Raw genomic sequence first — 20,872 nt, 5'->3', positions numbered from 1 at the left:
CACGATGGAGGAGACGGAACGCGTGGTGTGGACCGGAGAGTGGGTCGCCGGGCGGCTCGGTGTCTCGCTGAGCGGCGGGGACGAACTGCCGAAGCTGCTGGGACTCGCACTGCGACGTAACCCCAAGCGGGCCCATCTGCTCGTGTCGAACGTGCTGGGCAAGCACGTACCGCAGCGGCCTGGAGTGGTCCACGGTGCCGGCGTCGGGCTGGGGCGCAGGGTGCGGGAGCTGCTGGGCGACGAGGCCGCCGCCCGGTCCGTCGTCCTGGGCTACGCCGAGACCGCCACCGGACTGGGGCACTCCGTGGCCGACGGGCTGGCGCTCGCGCCGTATCTGCACTCCACGCGCCGGCCTGTGGCGGGCGTCGCGCAGGTGGGCGGCTTCGAAGAGGAGCACAGCCATGCGACCTCGCATCTGCTCCTTCCGGAAGAGCGCGACCTTCTCGCCGGCGACGGACCACTGGTCCTCGTCGACGACGAGTTCTCCACCGGCAGGACCGTCCTGAACACCATCAAGGCGCTGCACGCCCACTTCCCGCGCGAGCGGTACGTGGTCGTCGCACTCGTCGACATGCGCTCCGACGCGGACCGCAGCCACCTGGAGAAGTTCGCTGCGGAACTGGGCGCCCGCGTCGACCTCGTGGCTCTGGCCGCGGGCGGCGTACGCCTCCCGGCGGACGTCCTGGCGCGTGGCCAGGAACTCGTCGCCGCCCATGAGTCCCTCAATGTGTCCTCGACGAGCCATCGGGCCACGGACGTCGTACGGGTTGCCCTCGACTGGCCGGCCGGGGTGCCCGACGGCGGACGGCACGGCTTCACACCTGCGCACCGCGAGCGGCTGGAGGCCGGCTTGCCGGCCATGGCGGCCCGGATCGCGGAGCACTTGGACGGCGCCCGCCGCATTCTCGTCCTCGGCAACGAGGAGCTGATGTACACGCCGCTGCGGATCGCCGAGGCCCTGGACACCCAGGTCGCCGACGCGGCGGTCGCCGCCACCGTGGCGCGGGTCAGCGAGCCGGCTCCGCCGGCCGGTGGCGACGGGGTCTATTTCTCGACCACCACCCGATCGCCCGTGCTTGCCGTGGACGACCCCGGCTACGCGATACGGACCCGGCTCTCCTTCCCCGCCCACGACCAGCCGGCGGACGGACCGGGGGAGCGATACGCGTACAACGTCGCGGCCGGCGCCGACCCGGCACGCCGCTTCGACGCCATCGTGGCCGTCGTGGACTCGCACGGCGACCTCCCCGAGCTGCACGCCCCCGACGGTCTGCTGGACCGCCTCGCCGAGCACACCGACCGGCTGGTGCTCGCCGTCATCCCCTCGTACACCCCGCGATCCGAGACCTCTTCCGAGGCGCCGTCCCCCTCGCCGTCCGAACTGGGCGGCCGAGCGGCGGACGAGATCTCCGCATCGCACGCCCCGCAACGACAGGCCCGATCCATGCCCCTTCCCGAGCCGCTGCGCGGCCCCGCCTTCTCCTCCTACGCCCCCGACGAGGTCGGCTGGCTTGTGCAGGATCTGTCCGACGTCACCCTGGAAGCGCCCACCGAGGAGCGCGAGGAGGCGATTCAGCGCGGCGGTGCCCACTACGCCGAGTCGCTGCCCGTGGAATACCAGCCGAGCGAGCAGTACCAAGCGCTTTTCCACAGCGCGCTTCAGTCCTCCGCGAGCCGGATCGCGCGCGCCGTCGGGACCGTCACCGAGACCGTGCTCGCCGAACGCACGAAGAGCCCGGTCCTTGTGTCGCTGGCGCGGGCCGGCACACCCGTCGGTGTGCTGATGCGCCGCTGGGCGCAGTACGCACACGGCCTGGACCTGCCGCACTACGCCGTATCCATCGTGCGTGGCCGGGGCATCGACACCACCGCACTGCGCTGGCTGGCCGCTCACCACGATCCGGCGGACGTCGTCTTCGTGGACGGCTGGACCGGAAAGGGCGCCATCACCCGCGAACTCGCCCAGGCGCTGGAGGACTTCCCGGGCTTCGACCCACGGATCGCCGTACTCGCCGACCCCGGCGGCTGCGTCGAGACCTATGGCACCCGCGACGACTTCCTCATCCCGTCCGCATGCCTCAACTCCACCGTCTCCGGGCTCATATCCCGCACCGTCCTGCGTGATGACCTGGTGGGCCCGGACGACTTCCACGGCGCCAAGTTCTACCGCGAGCTGGCCGACACCGATGTGTCTCGTGCCTTCCTGGACGAGGTCAGCGCGCGGTTCGGCGATGTCACCGAGGCGGTCGCCGCGGAGGTGAAGGAGCTGGCGGGCGCCGACCGCGCTCCCACTTGGGAAGGCTGGGCGGCCGTCGAGCGGATCAGTGAGGAATACGGCATCCACGACGTGAACCTCGTGAAGCCCGGCGTCGGTGAGACCACGCGCGTACTGCTGCGCAGGGTCCCCTGGAAGATCCTCGCCCAGCGGGGTGCCGGGGCCGATCTCGATCATGTGCGCCTCCTGGCTGAACAACGGGGCGTGCCCGTCGAAGAGGTCGACGAACTGCCCTATACCTGTGTCGGGTTGATCCACCCCCGCTTCACTCGCGGGGCCACGGGTGCTGACGGCAAGGCGGTGGCCTCCTCATGAGCGAGCGCAGCGAGCGAGTCATTGAGAGGTGCGCGCCGCGCGAATGCGTGGCTGAGCGCAGCGAGGTGTCGGCATGAGCGCGATCGTCGCCAGCGACCTCGACCGCACCCTGATCTATTCGGCCGCCGCGCTGAATCTCGCCATGCCCGACGCCGAGGCGCCACGGCTGCTGTGCGTCGAGACGTACGAGCACAAGCCGCTTTCCTACATGACGGAGACGGCGGCCGGGCTGCTGGCCGAACTGGCCGGCTCCACCACCTTCGTGCCGACCACCACCCGCACCCGCGAGCAGTACGGACGCATCCATCTCCCCGGCCCGGCACCGGAGTTCGCCATCTGCGCCAATGGCGGCCACCTGCTCGTGCGGGGAGAGTCGGACCCGGACTGGCAGCGCACCGTTGCAGAGCGGCTCGCCTCGCAATGCGCGCCCCTTGACGAGATCCGCGCGCATCTCGTCCGCACCGCCGACCCGGCCTGGCTGCTCAAGGAACGCGTCGCCGAGGACCTCTTCGCCTACCTCGTCGTGGAGCGCCCGCTGCTGCCGGAGACCTGGGTGAAGGACCTCACCGACTGGGCGGAGGAACGCGGTTGGACCGTTTCTCTCCAAGGCCGCAAGATCTACGCCGTGCCGAAGCCGCTTACCAAGAGCGCTGCCGTCGCGGAGGTCGCGCGGCGCACCGGGGCGTCCGAGATTCTCGCGGCCGGCGACTCTCTTCTCGACGCCGATCTGCTGCTGGCGGCCGACCGCGGCTGGCGGCCCGGACACGGAGAGCTGGCGGACTCGGGCTGGCAGGCCCCGCATGTCACGGCGCTCGACGAGCGTGGTGTCGCGGCGGGCGAGGAGATTGTGCGGGCCTTCATCCGCGGCGTCGCAGCCCCGGGCCGCGCCTGCTGACGCGTACGGCGACAAAGGCCGCCACCGCCAGCGCCGCTGCCACGAGCACCACCTTCGAATAGACATCCACATAACCGGTCACCTCCTGCCAGTTCTCGCCGAGCACATAGCCGGCGAGGACGAAGACCGCGTTCCAGATGAGGCTGCCGAGGGTGGTCAGGGCGAGAAAGGCCCCTATCGGCATGCGCTCGATGCCGGCCGGTATCGAGATCAGACTCCGGAAGATGGGAATCATCCGGCCGAAGAACACCGCCTTGGTGCCGTGCCGCTGGAACCAGCGCTCCGTCTTCTCGACGTCGGAGACCTTGACCAGCGGCAGCTTCGACGCGATCGCGACCGTGCGCTCGCGCCCGAGCAGCGCGCCCACGCCGTACAGCGCCAGGGCGCCGGTCACCGAGCCGAGTGTCGTCCACGCGAGCGCGGAGTACAGCTGCATACTGCCGCGGCTCGCCGCGAAGCCCGCCAGCGGCAGGATCACCTCGCTCGGCAACGGCGGGAAGAGATTCTCTGCGGCGATTGCCAGGCCTGCCCCGGGCGCGCCGAGCGTGTCCATCAGGTCGGTGATCCAGCCGGGTGCGGTGTTTCCGATGCTCTCGATCATGTTTTCAAAGCTATGAATTCTCGGCCGGCTGCACATTGCGGACTACCGCACAAAAGAGTGCGGTTTTCCGCAGTGTGTGAGTCCGTGCGGTGCGGCTAGCGTTCTGATCATGTTCGGAATCGCACGACGCGGATTGCGTCTGATGACAGGGCTGGTGCTGGGTGCCGTGATGGCGGCTGCCGAGCTCCCCTTCGTCGTGCTCTCCGGCTTCTCCCTGCTTCTTGTTCTCGCCTGGCCACGTGGCCGCCGAGCGGTCCTCAAACCCGTGACAGCCGCCGCGCGATCCCTGACCGAGACCAACCGCCGTCGCCTCGGCTATTTCGCGGCGGACACCTCTGACGCATACGCGGACCACCGCGCCCTGCAATATCTGTCGCTGCGCTGGACGCTGGGCCTGCTCGGCGTCCTCGTCGTGTCCGCAGCGCTGATCGGGGCGGTGTACAGCGTCGCCTGGATCTACACCGTGCTGTTCACTGAGGTGAGCTACCCCGGCACCCTCGCGTTCTCAAGCGTCGGCGGCCTCTTCCTCCTCTTCCTCAGCCTGCAGGGCTCGTTCGGAGTCGTCGACCTGGAGACCAAGCTGGCCCGGCGCTACCTTGGCCCGAGCCACCAGGACGAATTGGAGCGCCGCATCGAGCAGTTGGCGACCACCCGTGCCGGCGTCGTCGCCGCGGTCAACGACGAGCGCCGCCGCATCGAGCGCGATCTGCACGACGGAGTGCAGCAGCGACTGGTGGCCCTCGGGATGCTCCTCGGCCGTGCCCTGCGGAGCAAGGATGAGACGCGCGCGGCCCAACTTCTGCGCCAGGCCCATGAAGAGAGCCGTCAAGCCCTGACGGAGCTGCGTGAAGTGACGTGGCGGGTCTATCCGACGGTGCTGGACGAAGCCGGGCTGCGGGCCGCTTTGGAGACGGTCGCCGAGCGCTCCGCCATTCCCGTACGCCTTGACTACGCACTTGCCGGTGAGCCCGACACCGCCGTGGCGACGGTTGCCTATTTCGTGGTTTCCGAAGCCGTCACCAACGCGGTCAAGCATTCGGGAGCCGGACTGATAACGGTCCGCGTCGCCCCGGGCGAGGCCGGCGTGCTCGTGCGTATCGAGGACGACGGGCTGGGCGGCGCGGATGTCACCGGCAGCGGCCTGTTCGGGTTGGCCCGCCGGGTTGCCGCCCTTGACGGCCGGTTTCGGGTGGGCAGCCCGGCCGGCGGACCCACCACCATCACCGCGGAGCTGCCGTGCGCGTAGTGCTTGCCGACGATTCGACACTGCTGAGGGAGGGGCTGGTGCGCCTCCTTGCCGAGGAGGGGCATGAGGTGGCAGCCGCGGTGGGGGACGCCGATCAGTTGATCTCTGTGCTGGAGAAGTCCGGGAAAGCAGGAGAGCAGCCGGACGCGGTGGTCGTGGACGTCCGTATGCCTCCCACGCACACCGATGAGGGACTGCGGGCGGCCGTGCAGATCCGGGAGCGTTGGCCAAGCATCGGCGTACTGGTCCTGTCGCAGTACGTCGAGCGCCGCTATGCGACCGAACTGCTGACCGAGGACAGTGAGGGGGTCGGTTATCTCCTCAAGGACCGGGTGGTCCAGGTCGACGAGTTCCTGAACGCGCTGGAGCGGGTGGGGGCCGGACAGGCGGCTTTCGACCCGGAAGTCGTACGGCAGTTACTGGTGCGCAGCCGCCGCTCGGATCCGCTGCGCACGCTCACCGCACGCGAGCGGGAAGTGCTCGGGGAGATGGCACAGGGCCACACCAATGCGGCGATCGCCGTCCGGCTGCACATCTCGCAGAGCGCCGTGGAGAAACACGCCAACGCGATCTTCGAGAAGCTCGACCTCACCGGTACATCGGGATACTCGCGCCGGGTGTTGGCCGTGCTGCGGTACTTGGGGACGTGAGGGGAAGCGGGGAGGGGAGGGACCAGGGTGACCTGGGCCTGAGGCGCGGGCTCGATCGGAGGGGGAGAAGGGAGAGTTGAGAGGGATGGGCGGCTGTGCTCGGTTAGTCTCGCCGAGCGGTTGGCTGCGCTCTCCGGAAGCCGGCCGTGACCACTGGCTGGGATCAAGAGGAGAACTGAGTGACCGAGTCCAAGAGCACGCCGATCACAGCGGAGATGTACGACTACGTACTCGCCCACAATCCGCCGCTGGACTCCGCGCAGCGGGGCCTCGTGGAGACCACGCACCGGCAGTTCCCCGATGAGGCGGTGATGCAGTCGGCCGAGGAGCAGGGCCCGCTGCTCGCTTTCCTGGTGCGGTTGATCGGGGCGCGGCATGTTGTCGAGGTGGGGACGTTCACGGGATTCTCCGCGCTGTCCATGGCCCAGGCGCTGCCTGCGGACGGCACGCTGATCACCTGCGATGTCTCCGAGGAATGGACGGCGTACGGCCGTGAGGCATGGGCGAAGGCCGGTGTCTCGGACCGTGTTGAGCTGCGGATCGCGCCCGCACTGGACACGCTGCGGGCGATGCCGGCCGAGCCGCACATCGACCTCGCCTATATCGACGCGGACAAGGGAGGCTATATCGGCTACTGGGAAGAACTGGTGCCGCGGCTGCGGCCCGGGGGCCTGATCGTCGCGGACAACGTCCTGTTCCACGGCGAGGTCACCGATACGCAGGCGACCGGATCGGCGCAGGCGATCAGGGAGTTCAACGACCATGTGATGGCGGACGACCGGATGGAGGCGGTGATGCTCACCGTGGCGGATGGCGTGACGGTGGCGCGTCGACGGTAGGGCCCGGCCGTAGCGGCTGTGCGGGCTGTGCGGGCGCAAGGCCGCCGGGGTGAGGGGTGCCCATTGCCTGCCCATTGCCTGTCAGGGCGCCCCATAGCTCACCGGGGCGCCCGTGCTCGCAGCGCTAGCCGCAGCAGCCGCCACCGCAGCAGCCGCCGCCTCCGCCGCTGGGGGCGGGGGCGGCCGCGGAGCCACCGACGGCTACGGCGGAGAGCAGCTTCACGGTGTCCTCGTGGCCGTCGGGGCACACGGCCGGGGCGGAGGACTCGGCCATCGGCCGGTTCAGTTCGAAGGTGGAGCCACAGGGGCGGCACCGGTATTCGTATCGGGGCATGGCCACAGATTAGCTGTGGAGCAGGTCAGCGCACGACGGTGCCGGGGCGTGCACCCAGCATGCCCAGCTCGGAGCGGGTCGGGGCGCCCTCCCAGTCACCAGGGGAGGCGACCGCGAACGCGCCGGTGGTGACGGCTCGCTCAAGGCGTCCGGTCAGGTCTTCGCCGTCCAGCAGCGCCGAGAGGTAGCCCGCCACGAAGGCATCGCCCGCGCCTACGGGATCCACCGCCCGTACCGACCTGGCAGGCCGGTGCAGCGAGCCGTCGTCGGTGAAGGCTGTCGCCCCGGCGGAGCCGAGTTTGACCACGACCTCGCCGACGCCCAGCTTCAGCAGCAGCTTGGCCTGCGCCGCGAGAGTGGCGGCCGGGTCGCCGGGGGCTGGGGCGGTGTCGCCTTCTGCCCCGGCCCCGCCCGTCGGAAGGCACAGGGGCAGTTCGTCGTCGGAGGCGATCAGGGTGTCCACGTACGGCATCCACTCGCGCAGGACTCCGGCGGCTTCCTCCGCGGTCCACAGCCGTGCGCGGAAATTGACGTCGAGGCATACCAATGAGCAGTGTTCGCTAGCAAGTTGGAGGGCAAGCTGCGTCGCTGAACGGGCTGTGGGGCTCAGGGCTGGGGTGATGCCTGTCAGGTGCAGTACGCGGGGTGGGGCAGCGGAGAAAGCTTGTTCGATCGCGCTGGGTTTGAGTCGTGAACCGGCCGAACCCGCACGGTAGTAATGCACCCGGGTGATCTCCGGCAGTCGCGGCTCGAAGAGGATCAGTCCGGTCGGGGCATCCGGGTCGGCCGAGGCGCCGGAGACCTCGACGCCTTCGGCCCGCAGCGTACGCAGCACCAGTTGTCCGGCTTCGTCCTCACCGACCGCCCCCGACCAGTGGACGTCGTGGCCGAGCCGGGCCAGGCCGATCGCGACATTGCTCTCCGCCCCGGCGATGGAGACGTTCATTGTGCCGCCGAGCTTCAGCGGGCCGCTGCCCCGTAGCGCGACCATCGTCTCGCCGAAGGTGAACACGTCCGGACCCATGCGCCCCGAGTGCCCTCGTTGCCCTGCTCCCGTAACCCGCTGCCCGCTCATCCCGCGTACACCGCCTTCAACTCCGCCGCGCGCTTGCCCAGACCGCCCTGGTCGCAGCCTCTGCCATTCTGCGAACGTCCTCTGGCCGCTCGCGGGCGCCCCTCACCATTCGGCGAACGCGCCGTCCGCATGACGCCAGACGGGGTTCCGCCAGGCGTGGCCTCTCTCGTCGGCATCCCGCACGGCGGCCTCGTCCACCTCCACGCCGAGCCCGGGGCGGTCGGTCCGCAGCAGGGACCCCTTGTGGAAGCGGAACGGTTCGGGGTCCGCGACGTAGTCCAGCAGCTCGGCGCCCTGGTTGTAGTGGATGCCGATGGACTGCTCCTGGATGAGGAAGTTCGGGGTGGTGAAGGCGACTTGGAGGCTGGCGGCCAGCGCGACCGGGCCGAGCGGGCAGTGCGGGGCGAGCTGTGCCCCGTACGCCTCCGCAAGTGCGGCGATCCGGCGCAGCTCGGAGATGCCGCCCGCATGTGAGATGTCGGGCTGCAGGATCGCGACCCCGGCCTGCAGCGGCGCCAGGAACTCCTGCCGGGTGAAAAGACGTTCACCGAGTGCGAGGGGGATGTTGGAGGCGTTGACGAGGTCTGGGAGGGCTTGAATGTAGTCGGGGAGGACGGGCTCTTCGACGAACATCGGGGCGTGCTCGGCCAGTAGGGGGAGGAGGCGACGGGCATTGGCGGGGGAGACCCGGCCGTGGAAGTCGAGCCCGAAGTCCCGTTCCTCGCCGAGGACTTCGCGTGCGGTCTCGGCGCGCAGCAGACACTCCCGGACCTCGGCGCGGGTGGCCACGGGAGTCATCCGGCCACAGCCGTTCATCTTGACGGCGGTGAAGCCCGCCTCGATCTGCGCGGTCAGCGCGTCCTGGATCGCGTGCGGGGCGTCGCCGCCGACCCATGCGTAGGCCCTGATCTTCTCGCGGACAGGTCCGCCCAGCAGCTGATACACCGGTACGCCGTGCCGCTTCCCCTTGATGTCCCACAGTGCCTGGTCCAGTCCGGCGACGGCGGACGACAGGACGGGGCCGCCCCGGTAGAAGCCGCCCTTGGTCATGACCTGCCAGTGGTCCTCGATTCGCGAGGGATCCAGGCCAAGGAGGTACTCGGACAGCACCTCCACGGCTGCCCGCACCGGCTCGGCCCGCCCTTCGACCACAGGCTCGCCCCAGCCGACGACGCCCTCATCGGTCTCCACCCGTACGAACATCCAGCGTGGCGGGGCGAGGAACGTCTCGATACGGCTGATCTTCATCGACCGGACCGTCCTTTCGGCAGCGGGCTCGTACGCATCGTTCCTACCCCTACGCCCCGCACACGTCGCCTTACCCGTTGGCGTCGTCCTACCCGTTGGTATCGCCCTACCCGCTGGCGTTGGGATCGCCGAGGCTCAGATCGGCTGTCCTACCGGTGAAGTCCGTCGGGCAGACGGTGTCTATCGGGCTGACGGCGTCGATCGGACAGGGGGTGTCCATCGGTCGCTGCGTCCTGCGGATGGCCTCAGGGTCCTACGGATGGCCACGAGCCGACATGTCCAGCAATTCGAGCATCGATACATACGCCCCGTCGGCGTCCCGGTCACGTACGGCCTCGACGACCTTGGCGTGCACGGCATGCGGATACTCGAATTCGCCCCCTGTCTGCACCGCCCGGTCGCGCTGGACGATGACGGGCACGATCACCCGGTGCATCTGCGCGTAGAAGCGGTTGTTCGACGCGATCAGCATCGCCGTGTGGAAGGCCGCGTCGGCGCGTACGAGCATCACGGGATCGCTGTCGGTGGCGGCCATCGCCTTCAGTGCGGAGTCGAGTGCCGCGAGATCGTCGTCGGTACGGCGCTCCGCGGCGAGCGCGGCCGCAGCAGGCTCGATGGAGCGGCGGAGTTCGAGCACGTCGGCGAAGAAATCGGACGAGGCGCCGACTGCGAGCTTCCAGCGCAGGACGTCGGCGTCCAGGAGATTCCACTCCTCCTGGGGGCGGACGAAGGTACCGCGCTTCTGGCGGGCATCGAGCAGGCCCTTGGTGGACAGCACCTTGATCGCCTCGCGCAGCACGGTCTGGCTGACCTGTAGTTCTGCCATCAAGTCCGGCATGGCGAGGGTGTCGCCCTCGCCGTAAGTCCCGTCGAAGATCCGCTTCGCGAGCGCTTCGACCGCCACTTTGTGGATCCCGCGTCCCGCGTACGAGGCGGTGTTCCCCAACTGCCTCATGGTGGTGTGCTCCCTGCTCGGTGGCGGCGTCGCCCTGCGCGCCTAGGTAGAGATCGCCAAAGGATTCATAAGCATCCATAAATCATCAAATGGTCATTGATTAGCGATTAACAGTCTGTTCGCGAGTCAGGGCGTACAGGGACATCGCACCCCGGCACGCCCTGGCTCGCGATTTCACGACCTCACGACCTCACGACTCTCACGAATCTCACGAGGACACGCTGGCAACGTCGCGGCTCGATGGCCCGACGGCCCGACGGGTCCCTCAGCCGATCTCCGTGCGGCTGCCGATGCCGCGCTCGCTGTCGACGTTGTTCCTGCCGTCGGCGAGCGTGCCGCGCTTCCTGTGCCGCCCGGGCTCCTGCCTGGAGCGGGCTGCCTGCCGAAGGGCCGTCATGCCTGATGCGGGATGCATCCGCCCGCGGTCGAACTGCTCCGCTTCCGCCGGGTGCCGGGCGCGCCAGTACGGGTTGTCTTGCCCAAGGCCGCCGCTGACGCGTCCGTACATCCCGAACACCAGCAGCATCAGCCCGACTACGAAGCTGAACAACACGTTCTGGAGTTTGAAGGCGAGGAAGTTCGCGTCGGTCTGCAGGAGCGCCAGATTCACGAATCCGCTCAGCAGGAAGAGCACGCCGAACGCGATGTTGAGGGTCGACGCGGAGTTCCCGCCGATCACCATGCCGCCGAAGAGCAGCGCTCCGACGACGATGGAGAGCACGCTCAGGGCGCCATTGGTCTGCAGGCCAGCAACGGTGTCGCCGCCGGTGTCGAAGAAGCCGATGTGGTGGGTGAGGCCGAGGATGCCGAACGCCACCAGCACCAGGCCCATCAGCCCCGCGCCGATGCGGTAGACCTTGCTGAGCCGGTGATCCACGGGCAGATGCTCATCGAGCCGGATGTGGTGCACCTTGATCCGCTTGATGAGGTTCGAGGGTCTGTGCAGGACCTGGTCGGGAGCCCTAGTCGCCATGTCCGGCCTCCTTCGCGCAGATGTGCCGCCTGGGCCGTACTCCCCTCCAGCATCCGCCCACCCGCCACTTCACGCCATCGCGCCTGCCACCACGCCATCGCGCCTGCCACCACGCCATCGCGCCTGCCACCACGCCATCGCGCCTGCCACCACGCCATCGCGCCTGGCATCCGCCACAGCGCCCGCCACCACGCCCATCGCGCCCGCCCCCGCGGCTCGCCTCAGCCGCCGGCGCCGCCCCGGGCCTCCCGGATCTCCTGCACCACCCGGGCCGCCGTCTGCCGTACGGCCTCGGTCTCGGTCAGGAAGTGCCACCAGTCCGGATGCCGCCCCTCCAGGCCCGCGACCGCGCGGTCCAGCCGAGCCACCGCGTCGTCCAGCGGGCCGGCATGCCGCGGATCGGGGGTGCTGCGCCCAGCCATCGCCAGCCGCTGCGCATCCCGGATCGCGAAGCGCGTCCGCTCGATCTCCTTCTGCCGGTCGAACGACACCGAGTCCAGCCGCTGGAGCCGGTCGCCGGCCGCCGAAACCGCCTCATCGGTGGTGTTCAGCAGCGCGCGCACGGTCGCCAGCAGGCTTGTGGCGTCCGCCCAGCGCTGCTCGTCCCGTGCCTGCTGCGCCTCCCGCAGCTTGACCTCGGCCTGCCGGACGGACTGCGCCGCCTGCTCCGGCACCTGCTGAAGGTCCTGCCAGCACGCCGCGCTGTACCGCCGCCGCAGCTCGCTCAGGACGGGATCGACCTTCCCGGCCCGCGTGGTGATCGCCTGTGCGCGGGTCCGCAGTGACACCAGCCGCTTGTCGATCTCCGCTGCCTTCTCCGGCAGCCGCTCGGCCTCGCTCCGTACGGCATCGGCCTTGCGCCGCACGTCGTCGGCGCGCCGGATCGTGTCCTGCACGCCGTGCTGCCCGGCACCCTGATTGAGCTTGGTCAGCTCGGGGGCGAGGGCCGCCAGCCGCGTCGCCAGGTCATCGGCCTTCAGGCGCTGCGCACGGGCGGCGTCCAGCGCGTTGCTCGCCGCCAGCAGCGTCTGGCGCGCCCGCTCCACCGCCGGTGCCAGCCGCGCCAACTGCGTCTCGGCGGTCTGGAGCAGCGGCCCCAGCCCCTGCTCGAACCGGTCGAGCTCGCCCTTGACGCGGACCAGCTCCTCCTTGGCCCGCGTCAGATCGGCCCGCGCACGCGCCGCCGCGCCGGCGTCCAAGTCGTCGCGGTCCAGATCGTGGGAGTCGACGGCGGTGATGTAGGCGTGGCTCACCTCGTCGATGCGCCGGCCGAAGCCTTGATATTCCTCGGCGGCCCGGCGCGCGGGCGGCGAATCGTCGACCGCGGTGATCGTTTCTATCGTGATCCGCAGATCCCGCTGGGCGGTGTCCAGCTCGTAGAACGCCGCCGCCGCGGCGTCCTTGGCGGCCTGCGCATCGGCCCGCTGATTCTCCCCGCGCCCGAACCAGCGACGCGTACCCCCACCCGCGAACGCGGCCGGCGCCATCGCGGCCAACAACGGCAGCGGCAGCAATACGAGCGCCACCACATCCCGGACCGGGCCCCTCCGCGGGCGACGGCGTGCTCGCTGCTCGTGCGGCTGCGTGTGTGTCGCCGTCACATCCCTCTCCCGATCGGATCGCCCAGGGCCGTCATTCTCCCACTCACGGAAACGAATGTGCGGGCCGGTAAGTTCGCAATTCGCGCACGGGTTTGCAGTTCAGCCCCGCTGGCAAGGTAGTCTGTCGGCTCGGCCAGGGCGCATAGCTCAGCGGTAGAGCGCTGCTCTTACAAAGCAGATGTCGGCGGTTCAAATCCGTCTGTGCCCACCAGAAGAATTGCAGGTCGGAGGCCCCTTCGCGCAGGCGCGCGAGGGGGCCTTCGCCGTGCGGTGAACAGGCGGGAACCGGCGGTGGATTTCCGTCAGGATCGGGCCGCGACTGGCCGCTCCGCCGCGGAGAGCCTCTCGGTGTCTTGTTGGACGCGTCGACGTGCGGCTGCTGATCGCGGATGTTCGGTCGGCCTTCTCGGTGTGTCTGGTCGCTGCGGTTGCTCATCGAATCGATGCGGTTGCCCGTCGAGCGGGATTTGACCCGTCTTTGGTGTTGAGCGGTCCGGCCTGCCCTTGTCGGGCGGCGTCCATCTCCTCCGCATTTGGCGAATGTCACATATCGGCAACGCCATCAAATACGGACAATTCACCCCGCTTTTTCGAGGTGCCCGAACCCGGGGCACGTAAGGTCACCGTGGCTCACAGGCGAGGTCGCCGTGGCTTCGGGGGATACGGGCTTGCGTGTCCACCGGGCTACAGGCGCAGCGAAGCGCTGCTGGAGTCCGGCTCACGGTTGGTCCGGTCGTACGAGGTCTGGCGAGATGGCCTCCGGCACACAGTGGGACGAGACGGAACCTTCATGCGCGGAACGCAGGGCAAGCACGGATCACGCATATCGAAGCGCGCGCGCCGCGGGCTGGCCGCAGTCCTGGCCGCCGGAGCGGTGGCCGCCGGGTCGCTGATCGCGGTGTTCGGTACGGCGGGTCCGGCTTCGGCGAGCACCGCCACCGCTCCGGTGGGCGGATCGAAGGTCGTCTGCACCTCGGAGAAGCCGGGTCTCGCCCCCGAGCTGTCCCGGGACATAGCCCGCGCCCTCCATGGGCGCAAGGGCACACCGGCGCTGGCTTTCTATGACCGGCGTACCAAAACCACCTGCGACTTCAAGTCCGGTCTGTCCTTCGACTCGGCGAGCGTCGTCAAGGTCACGGTCCTCGGGGCCCTGCTCAGGCAGGCGGAGGAGGCGCACCGCAAGCTGACGCCGCAAGAGGCGCGCTGGACCACCGCCATGATCACCAAGTCGGACAACGACGCGACCTCCGCCCTGTGGCGCGAGATCGGCCCCACCGGCATCAAGCACTTCCTGGCCCTGGCGGGGATGCGGCACACCGTCCCGGGTGCCGACGGGGCATGGGGACTCACCCAGATCACCGCCGGCGACCAGCTCAAGCTGATGCGGCTCCTCACGGAGGGCAACGCCGGCAAGCATGCGGTGCTCACGCCGGCCGCACGCGCCTACGCGCTCGACCTGATGAAGAGGGTCGTCCCCGACCAGCGGTGGGGAGTGCCTGCCGGAGCGCCCGCCCCGGAATCCGTGCGCGTCAAGAACGGCTGGCTGCCGCGGGCAACCAACGGCTGGCGGGTGCACAGCGTCGGCGCTTTCACCGGCGGCGGCCGCGATTACGGCATGGTCGTCCTCTCGCACGGAAACCGCACCATGGACTACGGGGTCGACACGGTTGAGGCGGCGGCCCGGGTTATTCATCGCGATCTGAACGCGGCGGTGAGCGGGGGCTGAGCGGCCCCGCCGCCATGTGACCGGCGCGGGGCTTGCCGACCCGGGGCCCCTCAACTGACCGAGGTCGACGATGAGTTCCACGCCGACGCGGTGCACCGGCCCCAGCGCTCCCGGGTGCGCCTGACCAGGTTGAGATGGGTCCCGGGCCGCTCGCGCGCTCGCTCATCCGCTCTCGCCTGCTCCGATCTGCTCCGATCTGCTCTGTCCTGCTCCGATCTGCTCGGGATAGCGGGAAGGAGGACGCCTTCGGCGTGGTTGTTCGCGGTGAGGGTGCTGTGTATGGTCGTGAGCAGTGACTTGAAGTTTCAAGTAATGGGAACTTTTCCGCACCGTTCGGAACTGGTTCCGCGCTGTTGCGCGGCCTGCCGGCCCAGTCCTCGACACGGGAAGGAGTGCTCATCATGACGTCTCCGCTCGATGCATCGGCGCGGCACCGGCTCGTTCCGCACGGCTCTCCGCAGGCCTCTCTGTACGGCTATGACGTGGGGCTGCTCGTGCTGCGGCTCGCGCTCGGGCTGACCATGGCGGTCCATGGCAGCCAGAAACTGTTCGGCTGGTTCGGCGGGCCGGGCCTGGACGCGACCGGGAAGGCCTTCGCGCTGAGCGGCTACCCGTCGGGCAAGACGATGGCCGTCATCGCCGGCCTGAGCGAGACGCTCGGCGGCCTCGGACTCGTGCTCGGCCTGCTCACCCCGCTTGCCGCAGCGGCCATCTTCGGCACGATGATCAACGCTCTCGCCGTCAGGTGGGGCGGCGGCTTCTTCGCGCCCGAGGGTGTGGAGTACGAGCTGCTGCTGACCGCCTCCGCGGCCGCCCTGGCGCTGACCGGCCCCGGCCGCTACGCCGTCGATCACTTCCTGCCCGTCCTGCGCGCGCACCGGCTTGTCTACGGCGTCGTCGCATTGGTGATCGGTGCGGTGGCCGCGGGCGTGGTGCTGCTGCTCCGGAACTAGCGGTCGGCTGCCGCGAAGCGGCGGTCGGACGGCGCTCGGACGCCGTCGATGGGCCGCCTCGCCACAGGAACGGTGAGGCGGAAGCAGAGGTAGGTAGGAGCAGGACGCGGTGCCGCCCCAGGCATCACGGCAGATCGGAGGCCCCATGTCTGTACGACGTCTCAATCACGCGGTGCTCTACATCCGCGATCTGGCGCGGTCCGTCGCCTTCTACACCGATGCCCTCGGACTCAAGGTGGACATCGAGATCCCCGGACGGGCAGCCTTCCTCAGCGCCCCTGGCTCACTCAACGACCACGATCTGGGGCTCTTCGCGGTGGGGCCGGACGCGCCCGGGCCGGAGGAGGGCCGGGTCGGGCTCTATCACCTGGCGTGGGAGGTCGGCACGCTCGGCGATCTCGTCGCGACCCAGGCGCAGCTCAGCGCGAATGGCGCGCTCGTCGGCGCCAGCGATCACCTCGTTTCCAAGTCCCTGTACGCCAAGGACCCGGATGGCAACGAGTTCGAGGTGATGTGGCGGGTCCCGCGGGAGGACTGGCCTGGCGCGGACGAGTCGAACCGCGTACGGCCGCTCGATCTCCCGGCGGCGCTGGAGCGCTGGGGCCCGGACCTGGTGACGGGCGCGGCGGCCGGCTCCGTCACCTGAGGAGCCGACGTCGCCCGGGGAAAGGCCGCCGGGGCAAACGCCGGCGGGGCAACGCCGCCCGGGCCACCAGGGGATATCCGCCCTGCGTCCGCGTCAGTACGGCAAGGAGCACAGGAACGCGTGCAGCTCCTGGTCGAAGAGCGCGGTGTTCTCCAGGTTGACCATATGGGCCGCGCCCGGTATTCGGATCCTTCGGGCGCCGGGGACGGCGAGCGTGATGGCATGGGCGTTGGCGGAGATGTCCCTGCTGTCGAGGTCGCCGTCGAACACGACCGTCGGCACCCGGATCTCCGACAGGCGCTCGGCGGCGCCGACCTCGATGGGTGTTCCGGTGCCCAGGCCATCGGCATGCACCTCGGCATTGGCCTCGGCCGAGGCGCGCATCCGCTCGCGCATTCCAGGGTGCACGGCGGACGGTTCGCGATGCGGCCCGTCCACCCACATCCGCAGGAAGTGCTCGACATACCGTTCCACGCCGTCCGGTTCGCCGATCGCCGCGACCTGCTCCTTGATGTGCTCCAGGACGAACGGGTCGGTGAAGGCGCGACCGCTGACGCCGGGTGAGGCGAGTGCAAGGGCCGTCACCCGGTCAGGGTGCGCAATGGCGGTGTCGAGCGCGACCCGGGAGCCGTGCGAGAGCCCGACCAGCACGGCGCTCGGGACATCCAGTGCGTCGAGGAGCGCCCGCAGATCGTCGTGGTTGGCGTAGTCCCCGGTCACGGAGGAGGAGAGGCCGTGACCGCGGGCGTCGTAGCGGATGGCGCGGAGGCCGGAGTTGACGAGCCAGGCGAACTGCTCGTCCCACATGTGCTGGTCGAGCATGCCTCCGTGCAGCAGCACCACCGCGGGACCCGAGCCGGCCGTCTCGTAGAACAGCTCGCCGTCGTCGATCGGCACGATGCCGTTGTCGATCTCGGACCAGTCGCTGATTGCGTGGGTCATTCTCCGTGCTGTCCTTCGTGTGGCGGTGGCGGTGGTGGCCTGACCGGTGGGCGGGTTATGTGGCTGGTGGGCCGCCTTTCGGATGCCTAAGGCTGCCCGGGGTGTCGTGACCGTTGCCGGCGTCGGAACTGTCGCGACTGTCGGAAGTATCGGGATTGCCGCTAGTGCCGGGACTACCGGGAACGCCCGGTTCCTTCGATGGAACGCGCGAGTCGCTCGCCAGGTGCCGGAATTCCTCGCCGAGTCGATCGAGTACGCGCAGCGTGGTGGTGAGATCGGCGGTGGACACGTCGGCCAGCCCGCGCCGAAGCCCCGTCGTCTCGAATTCCTGGACCCCGCGTATCGCCTCGCCGCCCTCGGCGGTGAGCTCGATCAGGGGCGAGCGGCGGTGCGCGGGATTCGGAACCGTCACCACCAGACCCAGCTCCGCCGCGTGGTTCACCCAGCGCTGGACCGGCTGCCGGTCGAGCTCCAGGATGCGGGCCAACTGCGGCACGGTCCGGGGGCCTTCGGTACCCAGCGCGTCCAGCAGGGCGTGTTCACCGGCGGTCATGCCCGTGCCGGCCAGCTCGCGCTCGATGGTGCGCACGACCGTGCGGTGCAGAGGCCACAGGCGCCGGATGACGCCGTACAGGAGCTCCTCGGCGGGGGGCGGGGTGGTGGCCCCGTCTGCCCCGGCCCCCACCTCGGCATCCGCCTCAACGGCTGTCTCGATGTCCACCTCAACGCCCACCCTGTCGACACTCATGATGTCACGATGACATCGATGATGTCGTTTGGGAAGGTGTGAGGGTGTGCCGTTGCGGTCGAGGGTGCGTTGCGCTGCGGTCTCCTACCCGCCCTGTGGCGGCGGGGCCTGATCGGCAGTGAAGGTGATGACGAGATCGGCGTGGCCGCGAGTCGCCGCCACGACGCGGGCGTTGGCCTCGTCCGAGGTGTGTACGAACCGCTCGGCGTCGGGGCGGGGCCGGCCGAACCGCTCATGACGGTCGATCAGCCGCCGGACCCGCTCCGGGCCGTCCAGCTCCACGTACCAGACCTCGTCGAGCAGGTCGCGGACGCGCGCCCAGGGGACGGAGTCGAGGAGGAGGTAATTGCCCTCGGTGACGACGAGGGGAATGCCGGGCGCTACGGGGATGCTCCCGGCGACCGGCTCCTCAATGCGGCGGTCGAAGGCCGGCGCATAGACGGCGGTGTCCGGCTCCGGGGAGCGCAGGCGTGCCAGCAGCGCCGCGTATCCGGCGGGATCGAAGGTGTCCGGTGCGCCCTTGCGGTCGGTACGGCCGAGTCGGCGCAGCTCCGACCCGGCGAGATGGAAGCCGTCCATCGGGACAAGCGCCGCCTGTCCGGCCAGTTCCGCCACGATGTGGGCGGCGAGGGTGGACTTGCCGGCGCCGGGCGGACCGGCGATGCCGAGCAGGCGGCGTCGCGTGGGAGTGGCGGAGGCGGCGAGCCGGCGGGCGCGGGCCAGCAGGTGTTGGGGATCCATGGTCTGTCCATCGTGCCTGAAGCGGCCCGAGGGGCTCTCCTCCCTGGGCCCGGGTCAGCTGCTCCCCGCGGCGGACTCGTTCGCCTGCCCGGCGGCTCCGGTCGCGGCGCCCAGCCGCCACAGGGACGTCACCTCGGCCGCGCGGGCCACATGGAGCGGATCGGAGGTGTCACGGGCGCGCGGATGGCGCGGTGTGATGTCGAGGCGGTCCAGGACCGTGAGCCCGGCCTTGGTGAACGCGTCGAGGAGTTCGGAGTGCGGGCGCAGCCCGAGGTGTTCGGCAAGGTCGGAGAGGATCAGCCAGCCCTCACCACCCGGTGCCAGATGGTCCGCCAGGCCGTTCAGGAAGCCGTGCAGCATCCGGTTGCCCGGGTCGTACACCGCGTGCTCCACGGGCGAGGTGGGCTTCGCCGGGACCCAAGGGGGATTGCAGACGACCAGAGGGGCGCGGCCGGACGGGAACAGATCCGTCTCGACCACCTCCACCTGCCCGGCCACGCCCAGTCGTTCGGTGTTCTCGCGGGCGCATGCCAGCGCGCGCGGGTCCTGGTCGGTGGCCACGATGCGCCGTACGCCGCGCCGCGCGAGCACCGAGGCCAGTACGCCGGTGCCGGTACCGATGTCGAACGCCAGCTCCTGGGTGGGCAGCGGGGCCTCGGCCACCAGGTCGACATATTCGCCGCGGGCCGGTGAGAAGACGCCGTAGTGCGGATGGATCCGGTCGCCCCCGAGCGCCGGGATCTCGACGCCCTTCTTGCGCCATTCGTTGGCGCCGATGAGGCCGAGCAGCTCGCGCAGCGAGACGAGGGAGGCTACGGGGGCGGAGGCCGCGGCGGCGGAAGCGTCGGCAGGCCCGTATGCCCGCGCGCAGGCCTCGCGTACATCCGGGGCACGGTGCAACGGGACGTCGTACGCCGCGTCGAGGGGGACCAGCAGCATGCCCAGGATGCGGGCGCGCTGGTTCTGTGCGGCGCGGTGCAGGTGGAAGGCCTGGGTGACGTCGGCCGGGGGCGCCTTGCGCGGGCGGCGGTCGATGCGGCGGGCCAGCGCGGTCAGCAGCTGGCGGGCGTTGTGGAAATCGCCGCGCCACAGCAGCGCGGTGCCCTCGCAGGCGAGTTTGTACGCGTCGTCGGCCTTCGTCCGGTCGTCCGCGATGACGATCCGACGGGGCGGCGGGGCGCCGTTCTCGGAACGCCAACGGGCGGAACGGGCCTCGTCGGCCTCGGTCCATTCGACGACCGGCGGAGAGTTCACCGAATTGTGCCTCGCGTTAGTGGTTCGTACCCCTCCTCCTGGGAGCCGCGGGGGCGCGGCGCCGGGCCGCGGCCCTGGGAGCGCGGCGATGCGCCCGTAGGGGCGGCGGGGGCGGGGTGGTGACGGTCGACTCTACTCCGTGACGGGACGTCCGTAGCGCCCTCCCCGGGCTGCGCGGCCGGGGCCGGCCGACGCCGATCCGCCGTCAGCCGTCGGTCGTCGACACCGATCCGGCGTCAGCCGATACCGAAGGCCTTGGCGTAGCGCACTGTGCCGCGCGGAGGTATGGAGCCGTCCAGGGACAGTGCCATGAAGGCTTCGTCCGGCCAGGGCTGCGGGGGCAGGATGCCGAACCGGGTGGCGGCCGGCTCGAAGCCGAAGCGTGGGTAATACGGCGGATGGCCGAGCACGATCGCCGTCCGCTCACCGGCCGCGCGGGCCGCTTCCAGGAGCGCTTGGATCACCGCACCGCCGGCCCCCTGATTCTGCTTCTCGGGCAGCACCGCACAGGGGGCGAGTGCGACGGCCGGCACCTCGTCGACATGGCAGCGGGTCAGCAGCGCATGGGCGGCCAGGGTGCCGTCCGGTGCGTCGGCGACGTACGACAGCCCGGGCAGCCAGGCCGCCGGGTCGCCGCGCAGCGCGTCGACGAGGTCCGCCTCTGTGCCATCCGCCTCCTCGGTCCCGTCGAATGCGGCGAGAAGGAGCCGTCGGACCGCCGGTATGTCCTCGGGAGCCTCGGGACGGGGACGCCAGCCGCCATCGCGCGTACCGCTCGTGCGGTTCACGCCGGCCATGCCGTTCACGTCATCCATGCCGCTCATCCCGTCCACCCCGCTCATGCCCTTCATCGTC

Annotated in this window: 20 protein-coding genes and 1 tRNA gene; 9 read left to right on the top strand and 12 right to left on the bottom strand. The window is 70.1% G+C overall.

The annotated features are described in order from the left end of the window. Positions 1–4: 4 nt before the first annotated feature. Together AB0I10_RS19845 and AB0I10_RS19840 are read left to right on the top strand one after the other, a co-directional pair. The gene (locus AB0I10_RS19845) at positions 5–2,590 is read left to right on the top strand and encodes a phosphoribosyltransferase (protein ID WP_363153821.1); all 2,586 of its coding nucleotides are present in this window, start codon (positions 5–7) and stop codon (positions 2,588–2,590) included. Between the two features lie 73 nt (positions 2,591–2,663). Further along, a complete protein-coding gene (locus AB0I10_RS19840) occupies positions 2,664–3,485 on the top strand; it encodes an HAD family hydrolase (RefSeq protein ID WP_363153801.1) in 822 nt (273 codons plus the stop codon). On the opposite strand, the gene AB0I10_RS19835 is transcribed toward AB0I10_RS19840, so the two are convergent. Continuing rightward, complete coding sequence (locus AB0I10_RS19835) at positions 3,448–4,086, bottom strand: DedA family protein (RefSeq protein ID WP_363153800.1); 639 nt, start codon at positions 4,084–4,086, stop codon at positions 3,448–3,450. The two genes, AB0I10_RS19840 and AB0I10_RS19835, sit on opposite strands and share 38 nt — an antisense overlap. Positions 4,087–4,195: 109 nt before the next feature. Here AB0I10_RS19835 and AB0I10_RS19830 point away from each other — a divergent pair, with 109 nt between their 5' ends. The 3 genes from AB0I10_RS19830 to AB0I10_RS19820 all read left to right on the top strand — a co-directional run bounded on the left by AB0I10_RS19830 (position 4,196) and on the right by AB0I10_RS19820 (position 6,821). Then, on the top strand, positions 4,196–5,332 hold the full coding sequence (locus AB0I10_RS19830) for a histidine kinase (protein WP_363153799.1): 1,137 nt from the start codon (positions 4,196–4,198) through the stop codon (positions 5,330–5,332). Continuing rightward, complete coding sequence (locus AB0I10_RS19825; protein ID WP_363153798.1) at positions 5,323–5,982, top strand: response regulator transcription factor; 660 nt, start codon at positions 5,323–5,325, stop codon at positions 5,980–5,982. The genes AB0I10_RS19830 and AB0I10_RS19825 overlap by 10 nt, the downstream gene beginning before the upstream one ends. 179 nt (positions 5,983–6,161) lie before the next feature. Next, positions 6,162–6,821, top strand: a complete 660-nt coding sequence (locus AB0I10_RS19820) for an O-methyltransferase (protein WP_363153797.1) — start codon at positions 6,162–6,164, stop codon at positions 6,819–6,821. Positions 6,822–6,945: 124 nt separating this feature from the next. On the opposite strand, the gene AB0I10_RS19815 is transcribed toward AB0I10_RS19820, so the two are convergent. The 6 genes from AB0I10_RS19815 to AB0I10_RS19790 all read right to left on the bottom strand — a co-directional run bounded on the left by AB0I10_RS19815 (position 6,946) and on the right by AB0I10_RS19790 (position 12,935). Then, complete coding sequence (locus AB0I10_RS19815) at positions 6,946–7,155, bottom strand: zinc ribbon domain-containing protein (protein ID WP_363153796.1); 210 nt, start codon at positions 7,153–7,155, stop codon at positions 6,946–6,948. Between the two features lie 25 nt (positions 7,156–7,180). Further along, positions 7,181–8,179, bottom strand: coding sequence for a sugar kinase (locus AB0I10_RS19810; protein WP_363153795.1), 999 nt, complete (start codon positions 8,177–8,179; stop codon positions 7,181–7,183). 153 nt (positions 8,180–8,332) lie between these two features. After that, positions 8,333–9,478, bottom strand: coding sequence for a galactonate dehydratase (gene dgoD / locus AB0I10_RS19805; protein WP_363153794.1), 1,146 nt, complete (start codon positions 9,476–9,478; stop codon positions 8,333–8,335). 253 nt (positions 9,479–9,731) lie between these two features. Then, positions 9,732–10,433, bottom strand: a complete 702-nt coding sequence (locus tag AB0I10_RS19800) for a FadR/GntR family transcriptional regulator (RefSeq protein ID WP_363153793.1) — start codon at positions 10,431–10,433, stop codon at positions 9,732–9,734. A 265-nt stretch (positions 10,434–10,698) separates the two neighbouring features. Beyond that, complete coding sequence (locus AB0I10_RS19795) at positions 10,699–11,406, bottom strand: DUF4383 domain-containing protein (protein ID WP_363153792.1); 708 nt, start codon at positions 11,404–11,406, stop codon at positions 10,699–10,701. A gap of 221 nt (positions 11,407–11,627) precedes the next feature. Further along, positions 11,628–12,935: a hypothetical protein gene (locus AB0I10_RS19790; RefSeq protein WP_363153820.1), complete on the bottom strand. Its 1,308-nt coding sequence runs from the start codon at positions 12,933–12,935 to the stop codon at positions 11,628–11,630. A gap of 208 nt (positions 12,936–13,143) precedes the next feature. Between AB0I10_RS19790 and AB0I10_RS19785 the strand changes: the two genes are divergently transcribed. The 4 genes from AB0I10_RS19785 to AB0I10_RS19770 all read left to right on the top strand — a co-directional run bounded on the left by AB0I10_RS19785 (position 13,144) and on the right by AB0I10_RS19770 (position 16,332). Further along, a tRNA-Val gene (locus AB0I10_RS19785) sits at positions 13,144–13,218 on the top strand. 579 nt (positions 13,219–13,797) lie between these two features. Further along, a complete protein-coding gene (locus AB0I10_RS19780; protein ID WP_363153791.1) occupies positions 13,798–14,733 on the top strand; it encodes a serine hydrolase in 936 nt (311 codons plus the stop codon). Between the two features lie 401 nt (positions 14,734–15,134). Next, complete coding sequence (locus tag AB0I10_RS19775) at positions 15,135–15,686, top strand: DoxX family protein (protein ID WP_363153790.1); 552 nt, start codon at positions 15,135–15,137, stop codon at positions 15,684–15,686. Between the two features lie 145 nt (positions 15,687–15,831). Next, positions 15,832–16,332, top strand: coding sequence for a VOC family protein (locus AB0I10_RS19770; protein ID WP_363153789.1), 501 nt, complete (start codon positions 15,832–15,834; stop codon positions 16,330–16,332). Between the two features lie 93 nt (positions 16,333–16,425). Here the strand turns inward: AB0I10_RS19770 and AB0I10_RS19765 are convergent, their stop codons facing one another. The 5 genes from AB0I10_RS19765 to AB0I10_RS19745 all read right to left on the bottom strand — a co-directional run bounded on the left by AB0I10_RS19765 (position 16,426) and on the right by AB0I10_RS19745 (position 20,814). Further along, a complete protein-coding gene (locus AB0I10_RS19765; protein ID WP_363153788.1) occupies positions 16,426–17,274 on the bottom strand; it encodes an alpha/beta fold hydrolase in 849 nt (282 codons plus the stop codon). Positions 17,275–17,329: 55 nt separating this feature from the next. Continuing rightward, positions 17,330–18,022, bottom strand: a complete 693-nt coding sequence (locus AB0I10_RS19760) for a MarR family winged helix-turn-helix transcriptional regulator (RefSeq protein WP_363153787.1) — start codon at positions 18,020–18,022, stop codon at positions 17,330–17,332. An 84-nt stretch (positions 18,023–18,106) separates the two neighbouring features. Continuing rightward, positions 18,107–18,763: a nucleoside/nucleotide kinase family protein gene (locus tag AB0I10_RS19755; RefSeq protein ID WP_363153786.1), complete on the bottom strand. Its 657-nt coding sequence runs from the start codon at positions 18,761–18,763 to the stop codon at positions 18,107–18,109. A gap of 54 nt (positions 18,764–18,817) precedes the next feature. Next, a complete protein-coding gene (locus AB0I10_RS19750; RefSeq protein WP_363153785.1) occupies positions 18,818–20,017 on the bottom strand; it encodes a class I SAM-dependent methyltransferase in 1,200 nt (399 codons plus the stop codon). A gap of 236 nt (positions 20,018–20,253) precedes the next feature. Then, the gene (locus tag AB0I10_RS19745; protein ID WP_363153819.1) at positions 20,254–20,814 is read right to left on the bottom strand and encodes an N-acetyltransferase; all 561 of its coding nucleotides are present in this window, start codon (positions 20,812–20,814) and stop codon (positions 20,254–20,256) included. Positions 20,815–20,872: the final 58 nt, after the last annotated feature.

Origin of the sequence: Streptomyces sp. NPDC050636, assembly GCF_040654775.1 — a bacterium.
Classification (GTDB): Bacteria; Actinomycetota; Actinomycetes; order Streptomycetales; family Streptomycetaceae; genus Streptomyces.
This window is presented reverse-complemented; position numbering and strand designations above follow the sequence as displayed.